At 60.3% G+C, this 13823-nt stretch carries 13 protein-coding genes; 10 read left to right on the top strand and 3 right to left on the bottom strand.

Annotation, left to right across the window (positions count from 1 at the left end; translation table 11 throughout):
- Nucleotides 1-22 precede the first annotated feature (22 nt).
- From ccmA to AC559A_RS14075, 7 genes are all read left to right on the top strand, one after another.
- Entirely contained in the window at nt 23-691 is a 669-nt protein-coding gene (gene ccmA, locus AC559A_RS14105) for a heme ABC exporter ATP-binding protein CcmA (RefSeq protein WP_028571109.1), read from the top strand.
- Entirely contained in the window at nt 684-1364 is a 681-nt protein-coding gene (locus tag AC559A_RS14100) for a heme exporter protein CcmB (RefSeq protein WP_035261191.1), read from the top strand. Before ccmA ends, AC559A_RS14100 begins: the two co-directional genes overlap by 8 nt.
- Before the next feature lie 161 nt (nt 1365-1525).
- A complete protein-coding gene (ccsA, locus tag AC559A_RS14095; RefSeq protein WP_084031800.1) occupies nt 1526-2200 on the top strand; it encodes a cytochrome c biogenesis protein CcsA in 675 nt (224 codons plus the stop codon).
- A gap of 229 nt (nt 2201-2429) precedes the next feature.
- The gene (locus AC559A_RS14090) at nt 2430-4496 is read left to right on the top strand and encodes a polysaccharide biosynthesis protein (protein WP_498818393.1); all 2067 of its coding nucleotides are present in this window, start codon (nt 2430-2432) and stop codon (nt 4494-4496) included.
- Entirely contained in the window at nt 4493-5608 is a 1116-nt protein-coding gene (gene aroC / locus AC559A_RS14085) for a chorismate synthase (RefSeq protein WP_498818392.1), read from the top strand. Before AC559A_RS14090 ends, aroC begins: the two co-directional genes overlap by 4 nt.
- 34 nt (nt 5609-5642) lie before the next feature.
- The gene (pgi, locus tag AC559A_RS14080; protein WP_498818391.1) at nt 5643-7292 is read left to right on the top strand and encodes a glucose-6-phosphate isomerase; all 1650 of its coding nucleotides are present in this window, start codon (nt 5643-5645) and stop codon (nt 7290-7292) included.
- Nucleotides 7289-7777, top strand: a complete 489-nt coding sequence (locus AC559A_RS14075) for a PaaI family thioesterase (RefSeq protein WP_498818390.1) — start codon at nt 7289-7291, stop codon at nt 7775-7777. The genes pgi and AC559A_RS14075 overlap by 4 nt, the downstream gene beginning before the upstream one ends.
- A gap of 76 nt (nt 7778-7853) precedes the next feature.
- Here the strand turns inward: AC559A_RS14075 and msrB are convergent, their stop codons facing one another.
- Together msrB and AC559A_RS14065 are read right to left on the bottom strand one after the other, a co-directional pair.
- Nucleotides 7854-8873: a peptide-methionine (R)-S-oxide reductase MsrB gene (gene msrB, locus AC559A_RS14070; protein ID WP_498818389.1), complete on the bottom strand. Its 1020-nt coding sequence runs from the start codon at nt 8871-8873 to the stop codon at nt 7854-7856.
- Between the two features lie 714 nt (nt 8874-9587).
- On the bottom strand, nt 9588-10031 hold the full coding sequence (locus tag AC559A_RS14065; protein WP_028571115.1) for a Fur family transcriptional regulator: 444 nt from the start codon (nt 10029-10031) through the stop codon (nt 9588-9590).
- Between the two features lie 267 nt (nt 10032-10298).
- Between AC559A_RS14065 and AC559A_RS14060 the strand changes: the two genes are divergently transcribed.
- The 3 genes from AC559A_RS14060 to AC559A_RS14050 all read left to right on the top strand — a co-directional run bounded on the left by AC559A_RS14060 (nt 10299) and on the right by AC559A_RS14050 (nt 12840).
- Nucleotides 10299-10571: a DUF6485 family protein gene (locus tag AC559A_RS14060; RefSeq protein WP_498818388.1), complete on the top strand. Its 273-nt coding sequence runs from the start codon at nt 10299-10301 to the stop codon at nt 10569-10571.
- A complete protein-coding gene (locus AC559A_RS14055) occupies nt 10568-11629 on the top strand; it encodes a GAF domain-containing protein (RefSeq protein ID WP_084031803.1) in 1062 nt (353 codons plus the stop codon). The genes AC559A_RS14060 and AC559A_RS14055 overlap by 4 nt, the downstream gene beginning before the upstream one ends.
- A 185-nt stretch (nt 11630-11814) precedes the next feature.
- Nucleotides 11815-12840 (top strand): rod shape-determining protein, encoded by a 1026-nt coding sequence (locus AC559A_RS14050; RefSeq protein ID WP_028571117.1) that lies wholly within the window; start codon nt 11815-11817, stop codon nt 12838-12840.
- Here the strand turns inward: AC559A_RS14050 and AC559A_RS14045 are convergent.
- Nucleotides 12837-13664, bottom strand: coding sequence for an ion transporter (locus AC559A_RS14045; RefSeq protein ID WP_028571118.1), 828 nt, complete (start codon nt 13662-13664; stop codon nt 12837-12839). The genes AC559A_RS14050 and AC559A_RS14045 overlap by 4 nt on opposite strands.
- Nucleotides 13665-13823: the final 159 nt, after the last annotated feature.

Genomic DNA, 13823 nt, shown 5'->3' with positions numbered 1-13823 from the left:
GCTTCGGAAGCAGTGGTCCTGAATGACCCAACGTGAATCAGCACTCGTCAGCCTGAGCGGCGTGGGCCATTTTTTCGGCCAACGTCTGATTTTTCGTCAGGTTACCCTGGACGTTGCTCCGGGGGAGGTGTTGCTGGTCCTGGGGCCCAACGGGGCCGGGAAGTCCACGCTGCTGCAGATCGTGGCCGGGCTGCTGACCCCGGGAAGCGGGGAGGTGGCCTGGAATCTGGAACACGGAGAGATCGGCTATCTCGGCCACGGGACCTGCGTGTACCCGTTTCTGAGCGCCTCGGAGAACCTGTTGTTTTGGGCCCGGATGCACGGCATGACGCCATCGATCCCGGAAATCTCCGCGGTCCTGGACCGGGTGGAACTGAAAGCCGCGGCCCTGGAACGGGCCGGCACCTTTTCCCGGGGCATGGCCCAGCGGCTCAGCCTAGCCCGCGTGCTCCTGCTCAACTCCCGGATGCTGCTTCTGGATGAACCGGCCACGGGCCTGGACACGGCTTCCCGGGCCATTCTGGACCGGGAGATCGATCAGGCCAAAGCCCGCGGGGCCGCGGTGATCTGGGTCAGCCACGACGCCCGCCGGGATGCCCGCCTGGCGGACCGGGTGCTGGTGCTGCAAGGCAAGCAACAGGCCTTTCTGGGGGCTGCCGCCGACTATCTGGAATGGTGCGGCGATGCTTAGATTGCCCAGGTTCCTGGTTCTGGCGCGTAAGGATCTGCGCCTGATGCTCGGACTGGGTCTGGGGCTGGCCCAGACGGTCCTGCTGGGGCTGCTGATCATCTTCGTCTTCAGCCTTTCCCTGCCCGTGGGCGAGACCATGACCGGACAGGCCGCGGCGGCCATCTTCTGGCTGGCCTCGGTCTTCGGCCTGGTTTTGCTGTTCAACGCCCTGTATCACCTGGAGGAGGCCAACGGCGTCCGTCTGGGGCTGCTCCTGGCGCCCATCAGTCCGGGGACCGTTTTCCTGGGCAAGGCCCTGGCCGGGGCCGCGCTGCTGTTTCTGGCCCAGATTTTTTTCCTGCTCGGGCTGGTGGTTTTTCTCGGCCAATCCCTGTATGGACAGTGGGCGTCGGCCCTGGGCTTGGTCCTGGCCGTGGACCTGGGCCTGGTCGTCCTGGGCTCCCTGCTGGGCGCGCTCAGTCAGGGTCAGGCGGCCAGGGAATCCCTGCTCAGCGTGATCCTCTTTCCGTTGCTGGTGCCCCTGCTGCTGGGCGGCGTCAAACTGGGCGGAGGGCTGCTGTCCGGGGTCGGATTCCAGGACGAATCCCAATGGTTGACGCTGATCCTGGCCTTCGACGCCCTGTTCGCCGCGGTGGCGTTGATTCTGTTTCCCCTGGTCTTCCGGGAGGGATGACAGTCCGTTGAAAAACTCCCAATTGCTGCGTCGCTGCAAAAAGTTCAAACTCTCACGTATGAATAAATACGCTTCAAACTTGCACTTTTTTTGCTCCTTGCACTTGGGGTTTTTGAACGGACTGTGGATAAGGACTTTTTCAACACTCAGATGAGCCGCTCATGAAGAATTCCGCCTTGCTTTCGACCCTGGCCGTGGCGGCCGCGCTGGCCCTGGTGGCCGCGCATCTGGCCATCTGGCTGCATGCCCCGGTGGAGGCGACCATGGGGCTGGTGCAGAAGATTTTCTATCTCCATTTGCCCCTGGCCTGGTGGGCCCTGCTCAGCTTTTTCCTGGTCTTCGTGGGCAGCGTGGGCGTGCTGGTGCGCAAAACTCCGGTCTGGGACGCCCTGGCCGGTTCGGCCGCGGAACTGGGCGTCCTGTTCAGCGGTCTGGCCCTGATCACCGGCTCCCTGTGGGCCAGGCCCATCTGGAACGTCTGGTGGACCTGGGACCCCCGACTGACCACGGCCCTGATCATGTGGTTCGTGTACATGGGGTATTTGGTGCTGCGCACCTCCCCGATCCCCGAGGTCAAACGTCGGACCCTCTGCGCGGTGCTGGGCATCGTGGCCTTCGTGGACATCCCGCTGGTCTTTTTCTCCACCAGGTTGTGGCGCAGCATTCATCCGTCCGTAATGTCCTCTTCCGGGGGGGGCATGGAACCCGAAATGTGGCAGGCCATGGGAGTTTCCCTGGCGGCTGTGGGCCTGCTTTGGCTTGTCTTGGTCGTTCTGCGCGTCAGGCAGATCCTGGCTCAGGATCGGTTGGACGGGCTTTGGGCCGCCCGGCTTTAAGTCTTTACAGTCCGTTGAAAAACTTCCAATTGCTGCGTCGCTGCAAAAAGTTCAAACTCTCACGTATCAAGAATACGCTTCGACCTTGACCTTTTTTTGCTTCTTGCACTTGGGGTTTTTGAACGGACTGCCGACAAAGGACTTCTTCAACACCCAGTTCAGCTCAGGTTAGCTCCGCCTGACGTTCGGAAAGCCAGCCCCTTCTTTTTTCCCACGATTCACACCGACCATGTTTCACCAGTTCAAAAATCCCAAACTCTACGTCATGTTCCTGACCGACGGCCTGTTGTTCGCCCTGGCCATGGTCCTGGGCTATCTGATTCGTTTCGATTTTCATGTTGACGACATCTACCAGGCGCAGATGATTCACCTGGTGATGATCGCCCTTCCGCTGAAGCTGGCGGTGTTCACAATCTTCGGGTTGTACCGGGGCATGTGGCGGTACACGGGATTGGGCGATTTGTGGCACGTGGTCCAGGCGGCATTGATCAGCAGTTTGCTCCTGGTGGCCCTGATGTTCACCTGGAACCGCCTGGAAGGGTACCCGCGCACGGTGTTCGTGCTGGACGCGGCTTTCACCATGCTTTTTGCCGGAGGGCTGCGGATGGTGATCCGGTCCGGTTACACCATGCAGGGCAGCATTCGCAATTTTCCCTGGTGTGTCCCTCTGCGGCGTACGCCCAAGGGCAAGCGGGTGCTGATCCTGGGGGCCGGGGACGCCGGGGAGAAGATTCTGCGGGAGATACTGGAAAATCCGGACCTGGATCATCACGTGCTGGGCTTTCTGGACGACGATCCGGGCAAGCGGGGACGAACCCTGCACGGGGTTCCGGTACTGGAAGAAATCGCCATGCTGCCGTACGTGGTGGAAAAGTTGGCGCCGGACGAACTGCTGATCGCCCTGCCTTCGGTCAGCGGCACCCGGATGCGCTCCATCGTCGAGTTGTGCAAACAGGTGGGCATCCCCTTCAAGACGTTGCCGGTGATCGGGGAAATCATTGACGGCAAGGTCAGTGTGCGTTCCCTGCGGGAGGTCAATTTTCAAGACCTGCTGGGTCGACCGTCCGTTATCTTGGACAATGACGGCATCCGCGGGATACTGGCCGGGAGGACCATCCTGGTCACGGGATGCGGAGGGTCCATCGGCTCGGAACTGTGTCGACAGATCATTCGCTACGCGCCCAAGAGACTGATCCTCCTGGATTCCGGCGAGACCAACCTCTACGCCATTCAGATGGAACTGGAGCACGAGCATCGTTTCACGGCCTATGTCCCGGTGTTGGGGCAGGTGCAGGACGAGGCCCTGATGGAGGAAGTGTTCACCGCTTACGCCCCGGAGGTGGTCTTCCACGCGGCGGCCTACAAGCATGTGCCCATGTTGGAGAACAACCCCTGGCAAGCGGTGTCGACGAACATCGTCGGCAGCAAGGTGGTCATGGAGAAGTCCCTGGCCCACGGGGTCCAGCGTTTCGTGCTCGTCTCCACGGACAAGGCGGTGCGGCCCACCAACGTAATGGGGGCCAGCAAGCGGGTGGCCGAGCTGCTGCTGCGGGGCATCCAGAACGGCCGGACCCGGTTCATGGCCGTGCGCTTTGGAAACGTGGTGGGGTCGTCCGGCTCGGTGATTCCCCTTTTCCGCCGCCAGATCGAACTGGGCGGGCCGGTGACCGTGACCCATCCGGAAATGATCCGCTACTTCATGACCATTCCCGAGTCCGTGCAGTTGATTCTGCAAAGCGCGACCCTGGGCAAGGGCGGGGAGATTTTCGTCCTGGACATGGGCACGCCGGTGCGCATCCTGGACATGGCCCGGGATCTGATCCGGCTTTCCGGAAAAGAACCGGACGTGGACATCCCCATCGTGATTACCGGCCCCAGGGAGGGGGAGAAGCTCTTTGAGGAATTGATCATCGAAACCGAGGGCGTGGACAGCACCAGTCACGAGAAAATCATGGTCCTGCGCGAAGACGGTCAAAACGGCGAGACCGAGGACTGGAACGTTCGGCTGGCGGCTCTGTACGGATTGCTGGATCAGCTCGAGACCGCGGCAGGACGGCACGACGCCGTTGCGATCAAGGACATCCTCGGTCAAGTCGTCCCGGAGTACAAGGCCCAGTGCGGGCGCTCGGTGTTTCCCTCCGAAGGTTTGGAGGAAAGGACCGCTTCGGTGCCGGAGATGAGGACCGTCAAGGAAAGCCCAAAGGAAAGCCCAAAGGAAAGCCCAAAGGAAAGCCCAGAGGAAAGTTTGACCGAAAGCCTGAGAGACCTGAGGGAAAGTCTGAAGGTGACGGCATGAGCGGAAACACCATCGGTCGTGTCTTTTGCCTGACCACTTTCGGCGAGTCCCACGGACCCGGCCTGGGCGGCGTGGTGGACGGCTGTCCGGCGGGGATCGCCCTGGACGAGGCCGTGATCCAGCGGGAGCTGGACCGCCGCAAGCCCGGGCAAGGGCTGGGGACCACCAGCCGCAAGGAGGCCGACCAGGTTCGGCTGCTCTCCGGGGTGTTTGAGGGCAGGACCACGGGCACGGCCATCGGCTTTTTCATCGCCAACGAGGACCAGCGTTCCCGTGATTACGGGCCCTTGGAATTCCTGCATCGCCCCGGCCACGCGGACATCACCTACCAAGCCAAGTACGGTGTCCGGGACTACCGCGGCGGGGGGCGGTCCTCGGGCCGGGAGACGGTCTGCCGGGTGGTGGGCGGAGCCATTGCCCAGGAGGTTCTGGCCGCGCAGGGCGTCACCGTGACCGCGTACACGGTGGAATTGGGCGGCATCGGGCTGGAGAGCGTATCTTGTTCCGGGAGTCATTGTGAGTCCAGTTCCGGAGCAAGCCCGGGAGTGATCCTGGAGGGCGTGGCGGAGCGCCCGTTTTTCGCCGTTCACCCCGAATTGGTCGGGCCGTGGGAGGAGCGGATCAAAGAGGTTCGCGGCCAGGGCGACACCCTTGGCGGAGTCGTGGAAATCCTGGCTCAGGGCGTCCCGGCGGGTTTGGGCGAGCCCGTATTGGACAAGTTGGACGCCCGTCTCGCGTATGCCCTGATGGGCGTGGGCGCGGTCAAGGGCGTGGAAATCGGGGCAGGATTCGCGGCGGCCCGGATGCTGGGCAGTGCGAACAACGACCCGATCCTCGCCAATGGATTCGCTTCCAACAACGCCGGAGGCGTTCTCGGCGGGATCAGCTCCGGCCAGCCTCTGATGGTCCGGGTCGCGGTCAAGCCCATCCCCTCCATCGCCAAGCCCCAGACCACGGTGGATCAACACGGGCGGGAGCACGAACTGCGCATCGGCGGCCGCCACGACATCTGCGCCATCCCCCGGATCGTCCCGGTGCTCAAAGCCATGGTCTGCCTGACCCTGGCGGACTTGCTTCTGCTGCACCGCGCGGCGGGGCATTCGCGATCGTAGGTTTCCCCAACAATTCTCCTCTGGAGGTAGTCTCATGAGCACATTGACGGCAACATCCGCCTGGAAGACCCTGGCAGGCCATGCCGAGGTCATGAAGCGTCGGCACATGCGCGATCTTTTCGCCGAGGACGCCGGTCGATTCGAGCGGTTCTCGGCCACGGTAAGCGATATTCTCGTGGACTACTCCAAGAATCTCATCACCGAAGAGACCATGCACCGGTTGCTGGACTTGGCTCGGGAAGCCGAGGTGGAAACGTGGCGAGGCAGGATGTTCGGCGGGGAGCGGATCAATTTTACGGAAAACCGGGCTGTTTTGCATGTGGCGCTGCGTAATCGGTCCGAGCGGGCGATCAAGGTTGACGGGCGGGACGTGATGCCGGATGTCCGGGCGGTGTTGGCCAAGATGCGCACCTTCAGCGACGCGGTCCGCGATGGGATATGGCTGGGGTTTACCGGCAAGCGGGTTCGGGACGTGGTCAACATCGGCATCGGCGGATCGGACCTGGGGCCGTACATGGTCACCGAGGCGCTGAAGTCCTACGGCCATCCGGATCTGCGGATGCATTTCGTGTCCAATGTGGACGGTACGCACATCGCTGAAACCCTGAAGGAGTGCGACCCGGAAACCACGCTGTTCCTGGTGGCGTCCAAGACCTTCACCACCCAGGAAACCCTGACCAATGCCCACACGGCCAAGGATTGGCTGCTGCGCGCCCTGACCGACCCGGCGGCCGTGGCCAAACACTTCGCGGCCATGTCCACGAACACGAAGAAGGTGCGGGAATTCGGCATCGACCCGACGAACATGTTCGAGTTCTGGGACTGGGTCGGCGGGCGCTATTCCCTGTGGTCGGCCATCGGGCTGCCCATAGCCGTGTTCATCGGCATGGACCGCTTCGAGGAGCTGCTGGACGGGGCCTTTGTCATGGACGAGCATTTCCGGACCGCCCCGCTGGAGCGCAACGTGCCGGTGATTCTGGCCTTGCTGGGCATCTGGTACAATAATTTTCTTGGCGCCCAGAGCCATGCCATTTTGCCGTACGACCAGTACTTGCACCGTTTCCCGGCCTATTTTCAGCAGGGCGACATGGAGAGCAACGGCAAGCGGGTCACCCGTGACGGCGAGGCGGCGGACCACTCCACCGGCCCGGTGATCTGGGGCGAACCCGGAACCAACGGCCAGCACGCCTTTTATCAGCTCATTCACCAGGGCACCAAGCTGATTCCCGCGGACTTCCTGGCTCCGGCCCAGAGCCACAACCCTCTGGGCGACCATCACCAAATCCTGCTCTCCAACTTCTTCGCCCAGACCGAGGCCCTGATGCGCGGCAAGACCGAGGATGAGGCGCGCCGGGAACTGGAGGCATCGGGCATGGACCAGACGCGGATCGAAAAGATCCTGCCGCACAAGGTGTTTCCGGGCAATCGGCCCACCAACTCGATCCTCTTTCCAAAGTTGACGCCCCACGTCCTGGGCAGCCTGATCGCGTTGTACGAGCACAAGATTTTCGTCCAGGGCGTCATCTGGCGGATCAACTCTTTTGACCAGTGGGGCGTGGAGCTGGGCAAGGAACTGGCCAAGGCCATCCTGCCGGAACTGCACGGGGACGCCCCTGTTTCCGGTCATGACGCGTCCACCAACGGACTGATCACGGCGTACAAGAAGATGCGCGGGCGATCATGAAGTCACAATCTGCCACCCAACTTTCCGTCCTGCTTCCCATCCAGCACCAGTACGCCGACGAACTCAGCCATTGCTACGGTTGCGGTCGGAACAATCCGGACGGGCTGCACGTGCGCAGCTACTGGGACGGGCAAACGTCCGTGGCCAGGTTTACGCCCAAACCGGAGCATATCGCCGTGCCGGGTTTTGTGTATGGCGGGCTTTTGGCTTCGCTGGTGGACTGCCACGGCGTGGGGACGGCCGCGGCGGCGGGAGCTGACTGGGCCGAAGGCGAGCCTCTGGGGCGATACGTCACCGCGTCGTTGCATGTGGATTTTCTCAGGCCGACTCCGCTGGGCGTGGAGCTGGAGCTGCGCGGACGGGTTCGGGAGCGCAAGCGCCGCAAGCTGGTGGTGGATGTGGAAATCCTGGTCGATGGCATGGTTACGGTCCATGGTGAAGTGGTGGCCGCGCCCATGCCCGGGAACATGGAGTTGCGAGGATGATCCACCTCAGGTGACGTAATGCAAAAAGGCGGCCCGCCAGGGCCGCCTTTTTGCGTTACGGGGAATATAGCGGGCGCTATTCCTGAAACAGCGTCGTGAATTGCCCGTAGCCCTCCAACTCCAAATCTTCCTGGGGGATGAAGCGCAGGGCCGCCGAATTGATGCAGTAGCGCAGACCAGTGGGCTCCGGACCGTCGGGGAAGACATGGCCCAGGTGGGAGTCGGCGTGTTTGCTGCGGACCTCGGTGCGGCGCATGAACAGCTTGCGGTCCACGTGCTCGGTGATGTTCTCGGCGACCAGGGGCTTGGAGAAGCTGGGCCATCCCGTGCCGGAATCAAACTTGTCCAGGGTGCTGAACAGCGGTTCTCCGGAAACCACGTCCACGTAGATGCCCGGGCGTTTGTTGTCCCAATAGGCGTTCTTGAAAGGCGGCTCCGTTCCATTCTCCTGGGTGACCTGGAACTGAAGCGGGGTCAGCCTGGTTTGCAGTTCGTCACGGGAAGGCTTGACGAACGGGGCGGCAAATCCCTTGGCCGTGGTGCGCGGCTGGACCACGGTGTCGCTCCAATGCGCGTCCAGGAAGGGCTGGCGACCGGACAGCTCCCGGTATCGCTGATAGTGGGCCGGGTTGGTTTCGGAATAGCTCTGGTGGGAGTCCTCGGCGGGATAGAAGGCTTGGGCCGGAAGGATCGGCGTGGCCACGGGCCGGGAGAACCGGCCGGAGGCGTCGAGGGCCTGCTTGGAGGCTTCGGCGGTGATGCGCTGGGATTCGTCGTGATAGAAGACGGCGGTCTTGTACTGCGATCCGCGATCCGCGAACTGACCGCCGGGGTCCGTGGGATCGATGGAGCGCCAAAAGGCATCCAGGATTTCGGTATAGGATGTCTTCGCGGGATCGAACCGGACCTGGACCGCTTCGACGTGGCCGGTTCGGCCGCCGGTCACCTGCTCATAGGTGGGGGATTCCACGGTTCCTCCGGTGTAGCCGGAAATCGCCTCCAGGACGCCGTCCAGTTTGCGGAGGTCGGATTCCAGACACCAGAAGCACCCGCCGGCCAGGGTGGCCGTCTGGATGGTTTCAGGGGCGTGCTGCATGGTGCTCTCCTTGGCTTCAGCCATTGTCGCGATCATCAGGGTCAGGATAGGAATCAGCGCCAAGATGGTAATACGTCTGTGCGTTTGCTGATTCATGTCTCTTGCGTGGGTAACTACTCAGTAGATTTTGTGTCCGCTCTTGCTCCGGCAATCGGTATCGGGGTCGGTATCGGAGTCGGAATCGAAACAGGAAATTTAGAACGCATCCCAGCGTTTTCGATCCCGATCCCGATCCCGATTCCGACCCCGGCAACAGAATTACTCTGTGCTGAGTAGTTACTTGCGTGGAAAAGTAGCCGGAGTGGATCACATAAGATCGGGAACCGGTATGGCAAGAAGGTGTGTATCTACTCAGCACATTTTGTATCCGACCTTGCTCCGGCAATCGGAGTCGGGGTCGCTATCGGAATCGGAATCGGAACAGGAAAAATTTTGAACGCTTCCCAGCGTTTTCGATCCCGATACCGACTCCGACCCCGACAACGGCATTACTCTATGCTGAATAGTTACGAAGGTGTGTGCGACAGGTCAGATACAAACAGTGCCGGAAGCCTTTTTAGCCAAGGGGATCGTGGGGAGGCTGGGTCGGGAAACGATCCGAGGGCATGAGTAAGACGCATTCTTGCATGCGCAAGGGAAGCGCCATGCGGGGTGGTGCACGGGGGGCGGGCTTTGAGCCCTTGAGGGAGGGTGTCGCCGGAGGTCGGGACGAAGTTACTGTTTTCGGCCGCTTCCCCGGCATTGCGGGCACAGACCGAACAGGTACATTTTGTGGCCGGTCAAGGTAAAGTCGTGGTCCTTGGCCAGTTGTTCCTGGAGGCTTTCAATTTGATGGTCCACGACTTCTTCGCTGCGGCCGCAACTGGTGCAGATCAGGTGGTCGTGATGGGCTTGGCCGAAGGTCGGCTCGTAGCGGGAGACGCCGTCTCCGAAGTTGACCTCCCGGGCGATCCCGGAGTCGGAGAGGAGTTTCAGGGTTCGGTACACGGTGGCTTGTCCGACACGCGGGTCGATCAGCTTGACCAGATTGTAGAGTTCCTCGGGGGAGACGTGGTCTCTGGTGTTCCAGAAAACGTCGAAAATCAGGCCACGCTGGGCGGTGAACTTGAGCTTTTTCTTGCTCAGGAAGTGGAAAAACTGATTGCGCGCATCGTGCATGGTAGGCATCTCCAAGGAAAGATTGATTTTGCTGTACAGTGCATCACACCCTCTGTCAATGTATGCCTCTTTAGCGTGGGTATGTGTAAAAAATAAGTAATTTCAATGTATTGACATTGGTGTCAAGAGAATTTATGGGTGTATGGCCATGACGCGCCATTTCGTTGAAATGGGGTTCCAGCCTCAAGGTACGGCCAAGAATGGAATGTGCTGAGTGGTTGCATATCGGATGGCACGAAAGAAAGGAAGACCTCCGTCCGACAGCGGATGGAAAGTGAAGGGCCGAGGCCCCCAGACCCTCTGATTCCTCGATTTTTGGAGCGTTTCATGACCAAGAACAGTCAATGTCCGCGAATCCGAATCAACACCAAATTTTGCACATGTACGCATCAGGGCTGTCCGAAGCATGGGCTGTGCTGCGAGTGCCTGCATTATCATCGCCAGCGTCGCGAACTGCCGGCGTGTTATTTCACTGAGGATGAAGAGCGTTCCTACAATCGAAGCATCGAATTTTTCGTGCAAAGACGCACGCCCAAATGACACTTGTCCCAAATCCCATGGACTCCTTGAACATGGGGTGCCTGAAGCACCTTCTCGGCATCGTGGCCAATTCCTTTGACGCTTACTCGACGGTGCTGTTTCTGCCCGACGAGGAAGGCGTCCTGAGGATGGCGGCGCACTTCAGCCTCGGGAACGACGTGGCCGAGGGGACGGAGGTCGTGCCGGGCAAGGGGTTGGTGGGCTGGATTCTGCGCAACGATCAGCCGCTCCTGGTCAACAACTTCGAGTTGCAGACCGAGTCTTTGGGATACTATTCCGGGCGAAGCGAATCCGCGGTCAAGTCGTTCATGGGATGTCCCTTGCGCGACGGGCAGGGGATCGTCTGCGTGGACAGCAAAAAAAGTTACTCCTTCAGCACCAAGGACCAAAAAATCCTGCATCAGTTCGCGGAATTTATTTCCAAATTGCAGTTGGATTCCTGCCGCCAGGAGACCAATAGGCAGGATTTCATCTACTACCAGGCCTTGCGGGAACTCCAGGAGCTTCGCCAACGGTATCCGCTTTGGTCCGCCTATCTGAATCAATTCCTCCATATCTTGGCCCGCACCACGCGGATCAAACACGTCGCCCTGGCCGCGCGAGACGAGTACGGCCAGAATTTTTTCATTGAGGGCTGGACGGACGATTTTCCCATCAATCAGCGTTCGAAAAACGAAAAATATCCCTTTGGCAGTGGGCTCGTGGGCTGGGTGTTCAAAAACGAGAAGCCGGTCTTTTCCGCGGACGCCGAGTCCGGCCATACCGGGTCGACCCTTTTCGGCAAGGACGTTATCGGGGGGCTGGCCTTGCATACCGTGATCTGCCTGCCGCTGAGCGTGCATAAGCGGACCAGGGCGGTGCTGATCCTCGCCGATGAGGCCCCGCGGGATATCAGCGATGAAATGCGGTTTTTTTTGCGTCTGGTCACGGAGTATCTGGAGTTTTTCCTGGAAAATCTTTATCTGAAAAACCAGTTGACCAAACTGCGAGCCCAACTTTCCCCAAAAACTTCGCTGATCTTTCCAAATACCGACGACCAGGACTTGCCACCAAGCTGAGGCGGCTGTATCAATTCTGACGCCATGTAGCGATGCACGGGGCGCGATACACAGGCGACCTTCAGGGCTTGCCGTTTTTTTCGCGTCCCGTAGGCTACCCGGCCAGGCTTGATTTTCGTGCCTCGTTTCGGCTGCTCCCGGCTTTTGCCGCACACTTTCCGTAATCCACAAGGTGGACTGCCACGATGTTTTTTCAACGTTTTTTTTCGTTCATGAGCAAGGACTTGGCCATGGACCTGGGAACGGCCAACACCCTGGTCTATACGCCCAAAGACGGTATCGTCCTGAACGAGCCGTCCGTCGTGGCCCTGGACAACCGAAGTGGAAACGTGCTGGCCGTGGGCAGGGAGGCCAAGGAGTTTCTGGGGCGGACCCCGAAAAGCATCCGGGCTATTCGTCCGTTGAAGGACGGAGTCATCGCGGACTTCGAGGTCACCAAGGAAATGATCGCCTACTTCGTGCGCAAGGTGATCAGGGGGATGCGGTTGGTCAAGCCGATGATCATCATCGGCGTGCCGGCGGGCATTACACAGGTGGAAAAGCGGGCTGTCATCGAGTCCGGGACCCAGGCCGGAGCCCGCGAAGTCCGGTTGATCGAGGAGCCGATGGCCGCGGCCATCGGCGCGGGGTTGCCCATTGACCAGCCCATTGGGAACATGGTCGTGGACATCGGTGGCGGCACCACCGAGGTGGCCGTGCTTTCGCTTTCTTCCGTGGCCTACTCCGAGTCCGTGCGCATTGCCGGGGACGAGATGAACGAGGCGATTCAACGGTACGTGCAGGACAAGTACCAGATGTTGATCGGTGAAAACATGTCTGAAAAGGTCAAGATCACCATCGGATCGGCCCATCCGTTGAAGACGCCGCTTTCCATCGAAATCGGCGGAAAAAACATGGTGGACGGCAACCCCCGCACCCTGATCCTGCACGACGCCGAAATCCGGGATGCCATCCAGGAGCCGGTCAACGCCATCGTCCTGGCGGTCCGCAGGGCCCTGGAAAAGACCCCGCCGGAACTGGTGGCCGACGTGGCCACCAACGGCCTGTACCTGGCCGGAGGCGGGGCGCTGCTCAAGGGACTGGACGATCGTATTTCCGAAAGTTCCCATATCCAGGTGATCAAGGACGACGATCCACTGACCACCGTGGTGCGCGGCGTGGGGAAGGTTCTTGAGGACCAGAAGCGTTACGCTTCGGTATTTATCAATTAGCGCGGACCGTCGCTTCGCCCGTTTCTTTCCTTCAGTAATTCCGCCAGCTTGGCGTCCATGCCCTCCAGGCGGCTTTCCAACTTCAGCCAGACCTTGGCTGGGTCCTCTTTCGTTCCTTCCTCAATGGCCTTTTCCTCCATCGCTCCGACGATGATTCCCACCACCAGATTGATGACCGTGTACGTGGTCACGATGATGAACGGCACGAAGAACATCCAGGCTTGCGGGTAGACCTCCATCACCGGTCGGACGATGCCCATGGACCAACTTTCCAGGGTCATGATCTGGAACAAGGTGTACAACGAGCCGCCGACCGAGCCGAACCACTCCGGGAAGGACGCCGAGAACAGCTTGGTGGAGATCACCGCCCCGACGTAGAAGATGATGCCTACGATTCCGGCCACGGAGCTGACTCCGGGCAGGGCGTGGAGCATGGCGGCGATGACGCGGCGCATGTTCGGCAGCGCGGAGATCATCCGCATCACCCGGAGCACGCGCAACGATCGCAGCACGGCCAATCCCCCATGGCTGGGCACCAGGGAGATGGCCACTACCAGGAAATCGAAGACATTCCACCCTTCCCTGAAGAAGCTGCGGCGCTGGGCGTACAGCTTCAGCCCGATCTCCACGATGAAAATGGCCAGGCAGAGCCGGTCAAGGCCCAGGAGCAACGGCCCGGCCAGTTCCATGGCCCAGGCCGAGGTTTCCAGGCCGAGGACGATGCCGTTGATGATGATCACGAAAATAATAGCGTTCTGAAATCGGCTGTTCTGGACGAGGTTCAGGATTCGATCGCGAGTACTTGTGTTGGGTGTGGTGGTCATGGGGTTGGTTCGTTGGGTGATGGTTGAGGAAAAGGACCGGATGATTGTTGAACACACGTCCTCTTAGCGGCAGTCCGATCAAAAATCTCAAGTGCAAGGATCAAAAAAAAGTTCAATGTCGAAGCGTGGTTATTGATACGTAAGAGTTTGAGATTTTTG

It is taken from the genome of Desulfonatronum zhilinae, from assembly GCF_900182865.1.
In the GTDB taxonomy this organism is placed as follows: Bacteria; Desulfobacterota; Desulfovibrionia; order Desulfovibrionales; family Desulfonatronaceae; genus Desulfonatronum; species Desulfonatronum lacustre.
This window is presented reverse-complemented; position numbering and strand designations above follow the sequence as displayed.